This window comes from Streptomyces sp. enrichment culture (assembly GCF_964273255.1).
In the GTDB taxonomy this organism is placed as follows: Bacteria; Actinomycetota; Actinomycetes; order Streptomycetales; family Streptomycetaceae; genus Streptomyces.
This window is the reverse complement of the sequence record NZ_OZ186835.1, coordinates 4,967,656-4,984,190: the sequence shown is the minus strand read 5'-3', so window position 1 is coordinate 4,984,190 and position 16,535 is coordinate 4,967,656. Positions and strand designations below refer to the sequence as shown.

Sequence of the window (16,535 nt, the reverse complement as noted above, 5' to 3'; positions counted from 1 at the left end):
CGGCCCCCCGCCCGGCCCCCCACAACGGGCGGCCGCCCCCGCCGCCGCGCACGATGCCCTAGAGGTCCGTCGTCCGGCGGACCACGAGGTCCGCACTCGGGAGGATCTGCCGTGACCGCCAGTCTGGAGCAGTTGCGCCGCTGCCACTTCGCCGTCGATCTCGGTGCGGCCCGCACCCGGGTCTACGTCAAGGGCGCCGGACTCGTCGTCGACCAGCCGTCCGCCGCCGCCGTGAACACCCGAACCGGCGCGCTGATCGCGGTCGGCGAGTTCGCGGAGAAGATGACCGGCCGCACACCGGGCTACATCCGCGTGGTGCGGCCCGTGTCCGGCGGCACGGTCGTGGACATCGAGATGGCCCAGCGCATGCTGCGCCACCTGCTCGGCGACAAGATCCGCCGCACCCTGCGGCGCAAGCCCCGGCTGCGCGCGGCCGCCTGCACCCCGCACGACTCCGACCCGCTCGCCCAGCGCGCCGCGATCGAGACCCTGGTCGGCCTCGGCGCCCGCCGGGTGGAGCTGGTCGACACCCTGATCGCCGCCGCCGTCGGCTGCGGACTGCCGGTGGAACAGCCCGAGGCGACCATGATCATGGTCTGCGGGGCGGCCGCCACCCAGGTCGCGGTGCTCTCCCTCGGCTCCATCGTGACCGCCGAACGCGTCCCGGTGGGCGGCGAGGCCGTGGACCACGCGATCGTGCAGCACCTGCGCCACCAGCACGAACTGATGCTGCCCAGCCAGTCCGTCCGGCCGCTGCAGATCGCCCTGTCCGGCAACGGCCTGACGCCGCGGGGGCCCGACTCCACGGAGATCCACGGCCGGGACGTCGCCACCGGACTGGCCCGCTCGGTCACCATCGACACCGCGGCCGTGCGGCAGGCCATCCAGACCCCGCTCACCGCCGTCCTGGACGGCATCGGCAAGGTGCTGCGCAACTGCCCGCCCGATCTGGTGGCCGACCTCGCCGACCGCGGGATCATGATGGTCGGCGGCAGCGCCCTGCTGCCCGGCCTCGACCAGATGCTGCGCGAGGCCACCGGCATGCCCGTGCACATCGCCGAACGCCCGGACGTCTGCGCCGTGCAGGGTCTCGGCGCGATGCTGGAGGGCCGGATCACCCCGCTGGTCCTGGACCCGCTGGCGACCTGACACCGCCGCCCGCGTTCCGGCCGCGGGCCCACGCCCCGGTGCTCAGCCGGTGAACCAGCACCGCACCGTGGTGCCGTCCTCGGCCGTGTGGACGCGCACCAGGTCGGCGATCAGATGCACCATCAGCAGGCCGCGCCCGCCGCGCTGGTCCCGGCTCGCCGGGCGGCGGCCGGCGAGCGGGTCGGTGAACCGTCCCCCGTCGCGCACCTCGCACACCACCCGGCCGTCCTCCGCCCAGACCCGCAGCACGCCCGAACCCCCGCCGTGCACCACGCTGTTCGTCGTCAGCTCGGCGGTGGCCAGCGCCAGGTCCTCCAGCGGAACCCCGGTCAGCCCGAGCCGCCGGCCCTCCCGCGAGGCGGCGTGCCGGGCCGCCGTCAGCGTCTCGGCGACGAACGGGAAGACCATCGCCTCCGGCGCCGGGGGCAGCGGCTCGTTGGCGCGGGCGACGGCCTCGTCCGGCGCGTACGCCGCACTCGCCACGGGCGTCCGGGCCCCCGCCTCGATGACGACCGGGTGGGTGACGCGGGCGTCGGCCAGCGCCCTCGGGGACAGCGTGCGCACGTCGTAGGGGCACAGAATCGTCACTGCACGCCCCCGGAACGCGGCGTTGATCAGCGCCTCGTGCTGGACGCAGGCCGGGTACTCGACGGCGGACCGCCCGGCCCAGACCGGCTCACCGACGATCCGCACCCGCCGCCCGTCCGGCTGCGCGTCGGCGAAGCCGTGCAGCACCCGGGGCAGGATGCGCCCCGGGTTGCGTCCGGCCTCCCGCATGTCCAGCAGGCGCACGGCCGACGCGTCGTCCCCGAGCGCCTCCCGGATCAGCTCCAGGTTCTCCCCGGGCACCGCGACCGCGACCGGCTCACCGGCCGCCAGTCCCTCGCGCACGAAGGTCACCGTGCCGTCCCGGTACGCGTCCCGGTCCCCGTAGAAGAGGGCCGGATGCCGGAAGGGGTCCGGGCCTGCGGTCGGCCCGGCGGTCTCGGCCGGGGCACTCATGACATCGACACCTCGATCGTCGGAAGGTCCGGCCAGAACAACTCCAGCGCCCGGCGCAGAGCCTGCGGCGGCCGGTGCAGCACGAACCGCCGGCCGTCCCCGAGCCGTCCCGCGGCGGCCGCCAGGGCCCCCGCACCCGCCACGTCGACGAAGGTCACGGCGGACAGCTCCAGGCAGTACACGGCGTCCCCTTCGCGCACCGCCCGGTCCAGCACGTTCTCCCAGACGGCCCGGGTGGCCAGCCCGACCTCCCCGGCGGCGCGCACCCCCGTGCGCCCGTCGAGGGGGCGGACCGTCAGGACGGGCCCCGGCGTGCCGGGCCCGCTCGGCGTTCGCTGGTGAGTGCCCAACACCCGTCTCCCCACACTCCTGGACCAGGGCAGGTCTGCCCCGCCGGACCGCGGCGCAATCCCCCCTCGGGTGTGTAGCGGGCCGCAGGGTGGGCAGGCGCACCGCAGTGCGCCGGGACCGTGCGCAGCCCACCGCCCGGTTCCGGCAGCGGAAGGACGAAGGGCCGACGACCACCCACGAGTACCGACAAGGCGGTGACATGACCTCCGCGGCCACCCCGCCCCCTCTCTCGGGCAGGCTCAACACCCTGGTCATCGGTGGACACACGGACGCCGGGGGCACCCTGCTCACGCCCCGCGGCGAACTCGTCGAGGGCTGCGCCGACGTCCTGGCCCGGACGCTGGAGGCGCTGCCCCCCGACGCCACCCGCGTCGACCTGGACATGAGCGGCGTCCACTTCATGGACACGGCCGGGCTCCGCTTCCTGGACGTCCTGCGCGCGTACGGCCACCGCCACGGCGTCCCGGTCACCGCCACCTGCTGGAACGGCCAGCCGCGCCGCATCCTGGAACTGGCCGGCCTCGACACCACCGACCCGCTGCGCACCCCCGCCCCCGAGCCCGTGTCCGACGGCGCGCCCACCACGTCCGCGGTGGCCCTGGAGCGCGCCGAGCAGCTGCACGTGCTCCGCGCGGAGGTCGAGCAGCTGCGCCAGGCCATCGTCTCCCGTCCCGTCATCGACCAGGCCCGCGGCATCCTCATGGCCACCCACGGCTGCACCTCCGACGAGGCGTGGCACATCCTGCGCGAGGCGTCCCAGCTGTCCAACACCAAGCTGCGCACGGTCGCCGCCGCGCTCACCGCGGGCGCCGGGGCGGAGGGTGCGCCCCCTCCCCCGGCCGTCCGCACCGCCCTGGCCCGCGCGGTGGCCCGCCGCCGCTCCTGACCGGGGCGAGCGGGACGCCGGGTGCGCCCGGCCGGTTCGGGGTACCCGGTACCCGCCCTGCGGGGACACCCCCGTCCCCGGCGGACGGACACGGTCCCCGACCCGTGACCAGGAGGCATCCGATGAGCATCACCGAGCCCCCCACCCCGTCCCAGGCCGAGGGCGAACGCGACGACGACGACCGCCCCGGCGCCGAGGCGTCCCCGCCGCACCCCACCCCGTCGCAGGCGGAAGGCGAACGGGACGACGACGAGGAGCAGGTCCGCGGCGGCTGAGACCGGCGCCGCCCGCCCCCGGCCCACGCGGCCCGTCGGCATCCCGCCGACGGGCCCTCCGGTGCGCCGGCGCGACAGAGCGCGACGGCGGCCGGGGGCTGCCGTGGTGGCCGTCCTCCGAAGAGAAAGGTTCAGCGCGTGGACCGGTGCCGTGCGCCTTCCGCGCTCTCCCGGGAACGCCCGTGACCCGCTCGGCTTCCTCGCCGAGGCGGAGGGCGGTGAGGTGGCACGGCACCGCGAGCCGGTGCGCCCGCATCCGGCCGGAGGCCGGGGACGTGCCCTCGTTCTGCTTGGTGGGGCGGGTGGGACTCGAACCCACGGCCGACGGATTATGAGTCCGTTGCTCTAACCGGCTGAGCTACCGCCCCAAGCGGCGTGTCGCGTACATGTGTACGCGCCGTCTGCCGCAGCATAGCCGCTCATACGATCTCCTGCTCCGGCTGATCGGCTGCGTGCGGCCCTGCCGTCCATGAGGACTGCCCCGCACGGCGAACGGTTCCCCCGGACATGAAAAAGGACCCCGGTGGGGGTCCTCGTTCAGCATGCTCCCCCGACTGGACTCGAACCAGTAACCTGCCGGTTAACAGCCGGCTGCTCTGCCAATTGAGCTACGGAGGACCGAGCTCCCCCGACTGGACTCGAACCAGTAACCTGCCGGTTAACAGCCGGCTGCTCTGCCAATTGAGCTACGGAGGAATGCCTCGTTGCATCGAACGTACCTCCCTGGGTATCCGCCAGGGGGCGCGCGCTCGCTGCGACACATACATTAGCGCAAGCAGGGGGGTGCTCCGCCAATCGGTACTCCCCGGCGCCGTGCCGCACGAGTCCGACGCTGACACACAGACCTACACAAGGGAAGGGTGGCCGCCATGCGGTACCGGCTCACGTTCGTCGCCGGAGTCGTCCTGGGGTACGTGCTGGGCACGCGCGCCGGGCGGGAACGTTACGAACAGCTGAAGAAGTCCGCCCAGCAGTTCGCGCAGAACCCCGCCGTCCGCAACACCGCGGAGACGGCCGCCCAGCAGAGCCGCGAGTTCGCCGGCAAGGCGTACCACGTGGTCAGCGACAAGGTCGGCGACCGCATGCCCGACTCGGTCGCCCAGCGCGTGCGCACCCTGCGCGAGCGCTCCGCGCACGGTCCCGCCGAGGACGACTGGGGCACCAGCAACACCTGAACCCTCCGCCCGGCGCACCCCGCGGCCGCGCGCCCGGGACGGCTCCCGCACCGGGACGGCTCCCTGGGCCGCCCCGGGTGCGGTGATACGGCAGAATTTCGGCCATGGGGATAGTCGCCGGGTTGGACAGTGCGCCCGATTTCACTCGCATCGTGGTCTGTGACGCGGACACCGGAGTCGTGCTCAGGCAGGGCTACGCGCCGCATCCGGTGGAGAGCCCCGACGGTCAGCGCCCCTCCGACGTCGACCCGCAGGCCTGGCTGCTGTCGCTGGGCGAGGCGGCGGGCGGCGGGCTGCTGGAGGGCGTGCAGGCCATCGGGGTCTCCGCGCAGCAGAACGCGCTCGTCCCGCTGGACTCCCAGGGCAACACCGTGCGGCCCGCGATGGTCGGCGGCGACAAGCGGGCGCAGGTCGCCGCGGCCGACCTGGTGGACGCGCTCGGCGGGCGCGAGGCGTGGGCGCAGGCGGTGGGCTGCGTGCCGCAGGCCGCTCACCCGGTGACCAAGCTGCGCTGGCTGGCCCGCACCGAACCCGACAACGCGCTGCGCACGGCCGTGGCGCTGCAGGCGCACGACTGGCTGGTGTGGCAGCTGCTGGGCCGGCCGGTGCGGCGCACCACCGACCGCGGCGGCGCCTCCGGCACCGGCTACTGGGCGGCGGCCACCGGGGGTTACCGCCCGGACCTGGTGGAGCTGGCGCTCGGGCACCAGGCCATGCTGCCGGAGGTGATCGGCCCGGCCGAGGCGGCGGGCGCGACCCCGGAGGGCCTGCTGATCTCGGCCGGTACCGGCGAGACGATGGCGGCGGCCTTCGGGCTGGGCATCGGGCTGGGCGACGCGGTGGTGTCGCTGGGGGCCTCCGGGTCCGTGATGGCCGTCCACCCCGAGGCGCTGTTCGACCACACCGGCATGATCACCGCGCTGGCCGACGCGACCGGCATGCACCTGCCGGTGGTCACCACGCTGAACGCGGTCCGCACGCTGCGCGGCACGGCGGAACTGCTGGGCGTGCCCGACCTGGAGAGCCTGTCCGACCTGGCGATGAAGTCGACGCCGGGCGCGCACGGACTGGTGCTGCTCCCCTATCTGGAGGGTGAGCGGACCCCGAACCTGCCGCACACGGCCGGGACCCTGGCGGGGCTGCGCCGGGAGTCGATGAAGCCGGAGCACCTGGCGCGGGCCGCGTTCGAGGGCATGCTGTGCGGGCTGGCGGACGCGCTGGACGTGCTGCGCGGCCGGGGCGTGGAGGTGCGCCGGGTGTTCCTGCTCGGGTCGGTCGCGGAGCTGCCGGCCGTGCAGGCGGCGGCGCCCGCGCTGTTCGGGGCGCAGGTGATGGTGCCGCAGCCCGCGGACTACGCGGCGATCGGCGCGGCCCGGCAGGCGGCGTGGGCGCTCGGGGCCTCGCAGGGCACCCTGGATCCGCGGACCCCGCCCGTCTGGCAGGGCGCGGCGGCGCAGGTGCTGGACCCGGGCGAGGAGCTGGCGGTGGGTCAGGCGGTGCGCCAGCAGTTCGTGTCGGTGCGGGAGCAGACCCACCCGGGGGCGTTCGGCGGTCAGCGGTGAGGGCTCGGCGGAAATTCGGTTGAGGTAACGCGGGTGGGGTGCACGACGATGGGCCCACGGGCGGCGCCCCGTGCCGCCCCGTGCCCCGCCGACTCCCTGCCGAAAGAAGCAGCGTGCTCATACGACTTCTGCGGACCTTCCTCGGGCCCTACCGCAGACCCATCGCCCTGCTGGTGCTGCTGCAGTTCCTGCAGACCAGTGCCACGCTCTACCTGCCCACCCTGAACGCGGACATCATCGACGAGGGCGTCGTCCGGGGCGACGCCGGTCACATCGTGCGGTACGGCGCCGTGATGCTCGTCGTCTCGCTGGTGCAGGTGGGGTGCAACATCGGGGCCGTGTACCACGGCGCCAGGACGGCGGCGGCGGTCGGCAGGGACGTGCGGGCGGCGGTGTTCGACCGGGTGCAGTCCTTCTCCGCGCGGGAGGTGGGCCGCTTCGGCGCGCCCTCGCTGATCACGCGGACCACGAACGACGTCCTCCAGGTGCAGATGCTGGTGCTGATGGCGTTCACCCTGATGGTGTCGGCGCCGATCATGTGTGTGGGCGGCATCGTGATGGCGCTCGGGCTGGACGTGCCGCTGTCCGGGGTGCTGGTCGCCGTGGTCCCGGTGCTGGGGATCTGCGTGACGCTGATCGTGCGGCGGCTGCGCCCGCTGTTCCGTTCCATGCAGGTGCGGCTGGACACGGTGAACCGGGTGCTGCGGGAGCAGATCACCGGCAACCGGGTGATCCGGGCGTTCGTGCGGGACGACTACGAGCGGCGGCGGTTCGGCCGGGCCAACACCGAGCTCACCGACGTGTCGCTGGCCACCGGCAACCTGCTGGCGCTGATGTTCCCGGTGGTCATGACGGTGGTGAACCTGTCGTCGATCGCGGTGGTCTGGTTCGGCGCGCACCGCATCGACAGCGGCGGGATGCAGATCGGCGACCTGACCGCCTTCCTGGCCTACCTGATGCAGATCGTCATGTCCGTGATGATGGCCACCTTCATGTTCATGTCGGTGCCGCGCGCGGAGGTGTGCGCCGAGCGCATCCACGAGGTGCTGGACACCTCGTCGAGCGTGGTGCCCCCGGCGGAGCCGGTGACCGCGCTGCGCCGGCACGGGCACCTGGAGATCCGCGGGGCGGGCTTCCGGTACCCGGGGGCCGAGGAGCCGGTGCTCCGGTCCGTCGACCTGGTCGCCCGTCCGGGGGAGGTCACCGCCGTGATCGGGTCCACCGGCAGCGGCAAGTCCACCCTGCTGGGGCTGGTGCCGCGGCTGTTCGACGCGACCGCCGGTGAGGTGCTGGTCGACGGGGTGCCGGTGGCCGGCCTGGACCCGGCGCTGCTGGCCCGGACGGTCGGCCTGGTGCCGCAGAAGCCGTACCTGTTCGCGGGAACGGTGGCGACCAACCTGCGGTACGGCAATCCCGACGCCACCGACGAGGAGCTGTGGCGGGCGCTGGAGGTGGCGCAGGCCGCCGAGTTCGTGGCGGCGCTGGAGGGCGGGCTGGACGCGCCCGTCGCGCAGGGCGGGACGAACGTCTCGGGCGGTCAGCGGCAGCGGCTGGCGATCGCCCGGACCCTGGTGCAGCGCCCGGAGATCTACCTGTTCGACGACTCCTTCTCCGCGCTCGACTACGCGACCGACGCGGCCCTGCGGGAGGCGCTGGCGCGGGAGACCTCTCAGGCGACCGTGGTGATCGTCGCCCAGCGGGTGTCGACCATCCGGGACGCCGACCGGATCGTGGTGCTGGACGGGGGCCGGGTCGTCGGCACCGGACGCCACCACGAGCTGATGGCGGACAACGAGACGTACCGGGAGATCGTGCTCTCCCAGCTGACGGAAGCGGAGGCGGCCTGATGGCGGGGCCCGCGGGGCGGATGATGGCCGGGGGCGGACCCGACCAGCGCTCGATGGACTTCACGGGGTCGTCCAGGCGGCTCGTGGCCCGCTTCGGGCCGGAACGTCTCACCCTGTACGCACTGCTGGCGTGCGTGGTGCTGAGCGTCGGGCTCAGCGTGGTCGGGCCGAAGATCCTCGGCCGGGCGACGGACCTGGTCTTCGCCGGGATCGTCGGCCGGGACATGCCGTCGGGGCCGTCGAAGGAACAGGTGCTGGACGGCATGCGGGAGCGGGGCGACGGCGACGTCGCGGACATGCTCCGCAGCACCGCCTTCGTGCCGGGCGAGGGCATCGACTTCACCGCCGTCGGGCAGGTCCTGCTGCTCGCGCTGGCGGTGTTCCTGGGAGCCGGGCTGCTGATGGCGGTGGCGACGCGGCTGGTGAACCGGGCCGTGAACCGCACCATGTTCCGGATGCGCGAGGACGTGCAGGGCAAGCTGTCGCGGCTGCCGCTGTCCTACTTCGACCGGCGGCAGCGCGGCGAGGTGCTGAGCCGCGCCACCAACGACATCGACAACATCGGGCAGACGCTCCAGCAGTCGATGGGGCAGCTGATCAACTCGGTGCTGACCGTCCTCGGCGTGCTGGCCATGATGTTCTACGTCTCCTGGATCCTGGCGCTGGTCGCGCTGGTGACGGTGCCCCTGTCGTTCGTGGTCGCCACCCGCGTCGGCAAGCGGTCGCAGCCGCACTTCGTGCAGCAGTGGCGCAGCACCGGCGCGCTCAACGCGCACATCGAGGAGATGTACACCGGGCACACGCTGGTGAAGGTGTTCGGCCGGCAGGAGGAGTCGGCCCGGCGGTTCGCCGAGGAGAACGAGGCCCTGTACGAGGCCGGGTTCCGGGCGCAGTTCAACAGCGGCATGATGCAGCCGCTGATGTTCTTCGTGTCGAACCTGAACTACGTGCTGGTGGCGGTCGTCGGCGGTCTGCGGGTGGCGTCCGGTTCCCTGTCCATCGGGGACGTGCAGGCGTTCATCCAGTACTCGCGGCAGTTCTCGATGCCGCTGACGCAGATCGCGTCCATGGCGAACCTGGTGCAGTCGGGGGTCGCGTCGGCGGAGCGGGTCTTCGAACTGCTCGACGCCGAGGAGCAGCGGGCCGACACCGAACCGGCCGAGCGTCCGGCGGCGCCGCGCGGGCGGGTGGCGCTGGAGCACGTGTCGTTCCGCTACGACCCCGGCAAGCCGCTGATCGAGGACCTGTCGCTGACCGTGGAGCCGGGCCGGACCGTGGCGATCGTCGGCCCGACCGGCGCAGGCAAGACCACCCTGGTGAACCTGCTGCTGCGGTTCTACGAGGTCTCGGGCGGGCGCATCACCCTGGACGGGGTGGACATCGCGCGGATGGCGCGCGACGACCTGCGCGCCGGCATCGGCATGGTGCTCCAGGACACCTGGCTGTTCGGCGGCACCATCGCGGAGAACATCGCCTACGGCGCCGCGCGGGAGGTGAGCCGCGAGGAGATCGAGGAGGCGGCCCGGGCCGCCCACGCCGACCGGTTCATCCGCACCCTGCCGGACGGCTACGACACGGTGATCGACGAGGAGGGCAGCGGGGTCAGCGCCGGCGAGAAGCAGCTGATCACCATCGCGCGGGCGTTCCTGTCCGATCCGGTGATCCTGGTGCTGGACGAGGCGACCAGCTCGGTGGACACCCGCACCGAGGTGCTGATCCAGAAGGCGATGGCCCGGCTGGCCCACGGCCGGACGTCGTTCGTCATCGCGCACCGGCTGTCGACGGTCCGGGACGCGGACACCATCCTGGTCATGGAGGACGGCGCGATCGTCGAGCAGGGCACGCACGAGGACCTGCTGACGGCCGGCGGCGCCTACGCCCGTCTGTACCGGGCCCAGTTCGCCGAGGCCGTGGTGGAGGTCGAGTAGGGCGCGGGCTCCGCGGGGGCGGCCGGACCACCGCGGGGCGGGATCAGTCGAGGTAGCCGCGGAGTTGGTCGGCGAAGGCGTGGTCGCGCAGCTTGTTGAGGGTCTTGGACTCGATCTGCCGTATGCGTTCGCGCGTCACGCCGAAGATCCGGCCGATCTCCTCCAGGGTGCGCGGGCGTCCGTCGACCAGCCCGTAGCGGAGCTGCACGACCTTCCGCTCCCGCTCCCCCAGGGTCGACAGGACCGCCTCCAGGTGCTGCCGCAGCAGCAGGAACGCGGCGGACTCCACCGGGCTGGCGGCGTCCCCGTCCTCGATGAGGTCGCCGAGGGCGACGTCGTCCTCCTCGCCGACGGGCGCGTGCAGGGACACCGGTTCCTGGGCGAGCCGCAGCACCTCGCCGACCCGCTCGGGGGCGATGCCGAGGTGCGCGGCGACCTCCTCGGGCGTCGGCTCGTAGCCCCGTTCCTGGAGCATGCGGCGCTGGACGCGGACCACCCGGTTGATCAGTTCCACCACGTGCACCGGCACCCGGATGGTGCGGGCCTGGTCGGCGAGCGCGCGGGACATCGCCTGGCGGATCCACCAGGTGGCGTAGGTGGAGAACTTGTAGCCGCGGGCGTAGTCGAACTTCTCCACGGCGCGGATCAGGCCGAGGTTGCCCTCCTGGACGAGGTCGAGCATGGTCAGGCCGCGGCCGACGTACCGCTTGGCCACGGAGACGACGAGCCGCAGGTTGGCCTCGATCAGCCGGCGCTTGGCCATCCGGCCCATGACGACGAGGCGGTCCAGGTCGAGGGCGAGCCGGCTGTCGAGGTCCGGGGTGAGCCGCAGCTTCTCCTCGGCGAACAGGCCGGCCTCGACGCGCCGCGCCAGGTCGACCTCCTCGGCCGCGGTGAGCAGGGGGATGCGGCCGATCTCCCGCAGGTACTGGCGGAACAGGTCGGCGGAGGGGCCCGAGGTCTCGGCGCGCACGGGCGGCGGCGCGCTCTCCTCGGGCTCGGCCGGCTCGACGGCCTCCGGGGGGTCGGGCGCGTCGAGCTCCGGCTCGGGCGGTCCGGCCGGGGAGGTGTCCTCCTCCGCCGCGGGCCGGTGCCCGGCACGGTCCGGCGCGGGCACCGCCACGAGCACGTCCGCGTCCGGCCGGGGGGCGGCCGGGGCCGGGCCGGTCTGGGTGAGGGTCCGGGTCTGCACGGGGGCGACCTCCTGGGTGATCGCTGCCATGGAGGGCGGCAGCGGTACTTCGGGGGCGGAGTCGACGGCCTCGCCGCTGTCCGTCCCGTACGCGAGGAGCACGACCGCGGGGGTCCGGGAACCGTCGGGGACGGGCCGGCCGCGCTCCGAGGACTCAGGCACCGTCCCCCAGTGTGGGGTACGACACATCGTCCTCACGAGGGGCGTGCGATGACTTTTTGCGACCGGCCCGTGACGGGCGGGTGACCGGCGCCGCCCGGAGCGCGCTCGGGGGCACCGGCCCGTCCGGGGGCCCGGCGGCCCCGGGAGGGGGGACTACAGCGCTGCCGCGCCGTGCTCCCGCAGGGACTGGTCGTACTGCTGGAGGACCCACAACTCGTTCTGCACGGCGGTCAGTTCGGCCGGGTCGGCCTGAGTGCCCAGGCGGGTGAGGCGGCTGGTGATGTCCCGGATGCGGCGTTCCACCGCGCGGCGGCGGACGGTGACCAGCTGAGCGCCCGCGTAGGTCTCGTCGACCTCCTTGACGCCGCGGTGCAGCAGGATCGCCTCGACGGCCAGCTCGGTGACCATGGCGCGGACGGTGTCGTCGGGGGCGGCGTCGCGGACCCGGATCAGGTACTGCTGCGGGTCCTGTGTGCCGTACTCCGCGCCCCCGGCGTCCAGGATCGCCTGGCGGACGGCCGCGTAGGGCGGGGCGGTGAACTCGTCCACGCCGTACGCGTCGAAGGCCGGCGAGACCAGTTCGGGGCGCTGGAGGGCCAGCTTGAGCAGCTCGCGCTCGGTGGCGAAGACGGGGTTGCGCAGGTTGAGGGCGGGGCCGCGCGGTCCGGCCGGGGCGGCGGCCTGCTGCTGGGGGGCGCCGCCGTGCTGCGGCCGGGCCGGACGCTCGGCGGCGGGGCCCCGGCCGCCGCGCTCGCGGGCCCAGCGGGCCAGCTGGGCGACCCGCCGGACGACGAACTGGGTGTCGAGGATGCCGAGCATGCCGGCGAGCTGGACGGCGACCTCGTGCTGGGCCCCGCTGTTCTTGATGCGGGCGACGACGGGCGCGGCCTCGTCGAGCGCGGCGGCCCGCCCGGCGGGGGTGTCCAGGTCGTAGCGGCCGACGATCTGGCGCAGCGCGAACTCGAAGAGCGGGGTGCGGGGTTCGGCCAGGTCGGCGACCGCCTCGTCGCCCTTGGCCAGGCGCAGGTCGCAGGGGTCCATGCCGTCGGGGGCGATGGCGATGTAGGTCTCGGCGGCGAACTTCTGGTCGTCCTCGAAGGCGCGCAGGGCGGCCTTCTGCCCGGCCGCGTCGCCGTCGAAGGTGAAGATCACGCGTGCGCTGCCGTTGTCCATGAGCAGCCGGCGCAGGATCTTGATGTGGTCGCCGCCGAAGGCGGTGCCGCAGGTGGCGATGGCGGTGGTGACGCCGGCCAGGTGGCAGGCCATGACGTCGGTGTAGCCCTCGACGACGACGGCGCGGGAGGACTTCGCGATGTCCTTCTTCGCCAGGTCGATGCCGTACAGGACCTGGGACTTCTTGTAGATCGCCGTCTCGGGGGTGTTGAGGTACTTGGGGCCGTTGTCCGCCTCGTACAGCTTGCGGGCGCCGAAGCCGACGACGTCGCCGCCGATGTCGCGGATGGGCCACATCAGCCGGCCGCGGAAGCGGTCGATGGGGCCGCGGCGGCCCTCCTGGGCGAGGCCGGAGAGGATCAGCTCCTTGTCGCTGAAGCCCTTGCCGCGCAGGAAGCGGACGAGGTGGTCCCAGCCCTGGGGGCTGTAGCCGACGCCGAAGTGGACGGCGGCGGCCTGGTCGAAGCCGCGCTCGGCGAGGAAGACCCGGCCGGTCTCGGCCTCCGGGGAGCCGGCGAGCTGTTCCGCGTACCACTCGGCGGCGAGCTTGTGGGCCTCGACCAGGCGGATCCGCTCGCCGCGCTGGTGGGCGGGGTTGTACCCGCCCTCCTCGTAGCGCAGGGTGATGCCGGCCTGGGCGGCGAGGCGCTCGACGGCCTCGGAGAAGGAGAGGTGGTCGACCTTCATCACGAACGTGATGGTGTCGCCGCCCTCCTGGCAGCCGAAGCAGTGGAAGAGGCCCTTGGCCGGGCTGACCTGGAAGGACGGCGACTTCTCGTCGTGGAAGGGGCACAGGCCCTTGAGGTTGCCGCCGCCCGCGTTGCGCAGCTGGAGGTACTCGGAGACGACGGCGTCGATCGGGACGGCGTCCCGTACCGCCCTCACGTCCTCGTCGTTGATCCGTCCGGCCACACCGCGAGTCTACGGTGCCCGGCCGGCACTCCCGGGCCGGGACCGGGGCCCCGGCCCGGGACCCGCCGCACAGCGGTGCGGCGGTGCGGCCGGGTCTCAGGGGACCAGGCTCTCCAGCGGCACGTGCGGGTCGGCCAGGGCGTCGGTGTCCACGGCCGCCCGGGAGCGGATCAGCCGCTGGATCGTGTCGGTGACGTCCCAGACGTTGACGTTCATCCCCGCCAGCACCCGGCCGTCCCTCACCCAGAACGCGATGAACTCCCGCTTGCCCGAGTCGCCCCGGACCACCACCTGGTCGTAGGAGCCGGCGGGGGCCCACCCGCTGTACTCCATGCCCAGGTCGTACTGGTCGGTGAAGAAGTACGGCACGCGCTCGTAGGGCTCGTCCCGGCCGAGCATGGCGCGGGCCGCGGCGGGGCCGCCGTTGAGGGCGTTGGCCCAGTGCTCGACGCGCAGCCGGGTGCCGAACAGGGGGTGCGGGAAGGACGCCACGTCACCGGCGGCGTGGATGTCGGGGTCGGAGGTGCGCAGCCGCGCGTCGACCAGGATGCCGCCGCCGTCCGCCGGGCCGGCGAGTTCCAGGCCGGCCGCCTCGGCGACGGCGGTGCGCGGGGCCGCGCCGATCGCCGCGAGGACGGCGTGCGCGGGGTGTTCCTCGCCGTCGTCGGTGCGGACGGCCAGCACCATGCCGTCCTGGCCGGTGATCTCGGTGAGGGTGGCGCCGAAGTGGAAGCGGACGCCGTGCGCCTGGTGCAGGTCGGCGAAGAGCTGGCCCAGCTCGGGGCCGAGGACCGAGTGCAGCGGGGTGGGGCCGCGGTGGACGACGGTCACCTCGGCGCCGTAGCCGCGGGCGGCCGCGGCGACCTCCAGGCCGATCCACCCGGCCCCGGCGATCACCAGGTGGCCGTTGTCCCGGCCGAGGGAGGCCAGGACGCCCTTGAGCCGGTCGGCGTGGGCGAGGCGGCGCAGGTGGTGCACGCCGGCCAGGCCGGTGCCGGGGATGTCGAGGCGGCGGGGCTCGGCGCCGGTGGCCAGCAGCAGCTTGTCGTAGCGGACGGTGGTGCCGTCCTCGCCGAAGCGGACGGTCTTCGCGGCGCGGTCCAGGGCGTCGACGGTCTGGCCGAGGTGCAGCTCGATGTCGTGGCGGGCGTACCAGGCGGGCTCGTGCACCTGGGCGCTCTCGCGGGCGTCCTTGCCGAGGAGGTAGCCCTTGGACAGCGGCGGGCGCTCGTAGGGGTGGTCGCGTTCGTCGCCGATCAGTATCACCCGGCCGGTGAAGCCCTCCGCTCGCAGCGTCTCGGCCGCCTTCGCGCCGGCGAGTCCGCCTCCGACGATGACGAATGTCTGGTCCGCGTCGACCACGTGATGCCTCCTCCTGAGCGTGCCGCCACGTGCGAGCCTCCCGCACCCGCCGAGCCGCGGGAAGGGGGAGTGACCCGATCAGGCCACACAGGGTCACGATCGGGCGGGCTCGCGCCCCTCGCGCCTCACCGGTCCCGGTGGTGGCGGTCCCCTCTGGTTCCTGCCCCGGTGAGGCGGGCGTGAAGCGAACGGGCCGAGGCGTCGGTGAGGGAGGCCAGCTGGTCGACGATCACGCGCTTGCGGGCGCGGTCGTCGGGGGCCCGGTCGAACAGGGAGCGGAACTGGGGGTCCAGCCCGTCGGGGGCGCGGGCGGTGAGCGCCTCGGCCAGTTCCAGGACGACGATCCGCTGGTCGGCGCGGAGCCGCTCCTGTTCCGCGCGCTGCATGACGTAGCGGTCGGCGACCGCCTTGAGCACGGCGCACTCCATGCGGGTGCCCCGGGGCACCACGAGCTCCGCCCCGTAGCGGGTGAGGCGTCCGGTGCCCCAGGTCTGGCGGGTGGCGCCCTCGGCGGCGAGGCAGAACCGGCCGATGAGCTGGCTGGTGGCGTCCTTCAGCCGGGCCTGGGCGACGGCGGTCCCGTCGTAGCCGTGCGGCCACCACTCCTGGGCGAGGAGCCGGTCGAGGGCCTCGGCGAGTTCGGCCGGGTCGGTGCCGGCGGGCACGTAGCGGCCGACCGCGACCGCGAAGACCGCCTCCCGTTCGGGGTCGGCGTGCAGGCAGTTGGGGTCGATGTGACCGGCGTGCAGGCCGTCCTCCACGTCGTGCACGGAGTAGGCCACGTCGTCGGACCAGTCCATGACCTGCGCCTCGAAGCAGATGCGGGCTCCGGGGGCGCCCTTGCGGACCCAGTCGAACACCGGGCGGTCGTCCTCGTACACGCCGAACTTGGGCGAGTCCGGGTCGTCGGGGTGGGCGCCCCGGGACCAGGGGTACTTGGTGGCGGCGTCCAGGGCGGCGCGGGTGAGGTTGAGCCCGACGCCGGTGGCCTCGCCGGTGCCGGGGTCGGTGACGAACCGCTTGGGCTCGATGCGGGTGAGCAGGCGCAGCGACTGGGCGTTGCCCTCGAAGCCGCCGCAGTCCGCGGCGAACTCGTTCAGCGCCTGCTCCCCGTTGTGCCCGAAGGGCGGGTGGCCGAGGTCGTGGGAGAGGCAGGCGGCCTCCACCAGGTCGGGATCGCAGCCGAGGGCGGCGCCGAGCTCCCGGCCGACCTGGGCGCACTCCAGCGAGTGGGTGAGGCGGGTGCGGGGGCTGGCGTCCCACACGGGGTTGGCCTCGCCGGGGGTGACGACCTGGGTCTTGCCGGCCAGGCGGCGCAGGGCGGAGGAGTGCAGCACGCGGGCGCGGTCGCGCTGGAAGGCGGTGCGGCCGGGGCGCTTGTCGGGCTCGGCGGCCCAGCGCTCGACGGCCGCGGGGTCGTATCCGGCGGGCGGGACGTGGTTCTCGTACGGGACGGGTGCGGCGGGGGTGCCGGCCGGGATGCCTTCCATGCACCGACAGTAGACGCAGGCGCCGACGGGCGGGGACCCGGGAGGCGGGCCGGGCGGAGACCCGGGAAG

General features: G+C 74.0%; 13 protein-coding genes and 3 tRNA genes. 7 read left to right on the top strand and 9 right to left on the bottom strand.

The window, feature by feature from the left end:
* Positions 1 to 111: 111 nt before the first annotated feature.
* Positions 112 to 1,149, top strand: a complete 1,038-nt coding sequence (locus ACSU53_RS21605) for a rod shape-determining protein (protein ID WP_437030111.1) — start codon at positions 112 to 114, stop codon at positions 1,147 to 1,149.
* Positions 1,150 to 1,191: 42 nt separating this feature from the next.
* On the opposite strand, the gene ACSU53_RS21600 is transcribed toward ACSU53_RS21605, so the two are convergent.
* A complete protein-coding gene (locus ACSU53_RS21600; protein WP_437030110.1) occupies positions 1,192 to 2,151 on the bottom strand; it encodes an anti-sigma factor RsbA family regulatory protein in 960 nt (319 codons plus the stop codon).
* The gene (locus ACSU53_RS21595; RefSeq protein ID WP_437030109.1) at positions 2,148 to 2,501 is read right to left on the bottom strand and encodes an STAS domain-containing protein; all 354 of its coding nucleotides are present in this window, start codon (positions 2,499 to 2,501) and stop codon (positions 2,148 to 2,150) included. Before ACSU53_RS21595 ends, ACSU53_RS21600 begins: the two co-directional genes overlap by 4 nt.
* 200 nt (positions 2,502 to 2,701) lie before the next feature.
* Between ACSU53_RS21595 and ACSU53_RS21590 the strand changes: the two genes are divergently transcribed.
* A complete protein-coding gene (locus ACSU53_RS21590) occupies positions 2,702 to 3,388 on the top strand; it encodes an ANTAR domain-containing response regulator (RefSeq protein ID WP_437030107.1) in 687 nt (228 codons plus the stop codon).
* Between the two features lie 122 nt (positions 3,389 to 3,510).
* On the top strand, positions 3,511 to 3,663 hold the full coding sequence (locus ACSU53_RS21585) for a hypothetical protein (protein ID WP_437030105.1): 153 nt from the start codon (positions 3,511 to 3,513) through the stop codon (positions 3,661 to 3,663).
* 291 nt (positions 3,664 to 3,954) lie between these two features.
* On the opposite strand, the gene ACSU53_RS21580 is transcribed toward ACSU53_RS21585, so the two are convergent.
* The 3 genes from ACSU53_RS21580 to ACSU53_RS21570 form a co-directional block, all read right to left on the bottom strand.
* A tRNA-Ile gene (locus ACSU53_RS21580) sits at positions 3,955 to 4,031 on the bottom strand.
* A gap of 177 nt (positions 4,032 to 4,208) precedes the next feature.
* Positions 4,209 to 4,281: transfer RNA gene (locus tag ACSU53_RS21575), tRNA-Asn, on the bottom strand.
* Between the two features lie 5 nt (positions 4,282 to 4,286).
* Positions 4,287 to 4,359, bottom strand: a tRNA-Asn gene (locus tag ACSU53_RS21570).
* A 173-nt stretch (positions 4,360 to 4,532) separates the two neighbouring features.
* On the opposite strand from ACSU53_RS21570, the gene ACSU53_RS21565 reads away from it, so the two are divergent.
* The 4 genes from ACSU53_RS21565 (at position 4,533) to ACSU53_RS21550 (ending at position 10,175) form a co-directional block, all read left to right on the top strand.
* Positions 4,533 to 4,838, top strand: a complete 306-nt coding sequence (locus ACSU53_RS21565; protein WP_437030103.1) for a YtxH domain-containing protein — start codon at positions 4,533 to 4,535, stop codon at positions 4,836 to 4,838.
* A 104-nt stretch (positions 4,839 to 4,942) separates the two neighbouring features.
* A complete protein-coding gene (locus ACSU53_RS21560; RefSeq protein WP_437030102.1) occupies positions 4,943 to 6,400 on the top strand; it encodes an FGGY family carbohydrate kinase in 1,458 nt (485 codons plus the stop codon).
* A gap of 113 nt (positions 6,401 to 6,513) precedes the next feature.
* Positions 6,514 to 8,247, top strand: a complete 1,734-nt coding sequence (locus ACSU53_RS21555; protein WP_437030100.1) for an ABC transporter ATP-binding protein — start codon at positions 6,514 to 6,516, stop codon at positions 8,245 to 8,247.
* Positions 8,247 to 10,175, top strand: a complete 1,929-nt coding sequence (locus tag ACSU53_RS21550) for an ABC transporter ATP-binding protein (RefSeq protein WP_437030098.1) — start codon at positions 8,247 to 8,249, stop codon at positions 10,173 to 10,175. Before ACSU53_RS21555 ends, ACSU53_RS21550 begins: the two co-directional genes overlap by 1 nt.
* Before the next feature lie 43 nt (positions 10,176 to 10,218).
* On the opposite strand, the gene ACSU53_RS21545 is transcribed toward ACSU53_RS21550, so the two are convergent.
* From ACSU53_RS21545 to ACSU53_RS21530, 4 genes are all read right to left on the bottom strand, one after another.
* The gene (locus ACSU53_RS21545) at positions 10,219 to 11,529 is read right to left on the bottom strand and encodes a sigma-70 family RNA polymerase sigma factor (RefSeq protein ID WP_437030096.1); all 1,311 of its coding nucleotides are present in this window, start codon (positions 11,527 to 11,529) and stop codon (positions 10,219 to 10,221) included.
* Positions 11,530 to 11,682: 153 nt separating this feature from the next.
* Complete coding sequence (dnaG, locus tag ACSU53_RS21540; protein WP_437030094.1) at positions 11,683 to 13,614, bottom strand: DNA primase; 1,932 nt, start codon at positions 13,612 to 13,614, stop codon at positions 11,683 to 11,685.
* A gap of 96 nt (positions 13,615 to 13,710) precedes the next feature.
* Entirely contained in the window at positions 13,711 to 14,976 is a 1,266-nt protein-coding gene (locus ACSU53_RS21535; RefSeq protein WP_437030093.1) for an NAD(P)/FAD-dependent oxidoreductase, read from the bottom strand.
* 125 nt (positions 14,977 to 15,101) lie between these two features.
* Complete coding sequence (locus ACSU53_RS21530) at positions 15,102 to 16,466, bottom strand: deoxyguanosinetriphosphate triphosphohydrolase (RefSeq protein ID WP_437030091.1); 1,365 nt, start codon at positions 16,464 to 16,466, stop codon at positions 15,102 to 15,104.
* Positions 16,467 to 16,535: the final 69 nt, after the last annotated feature.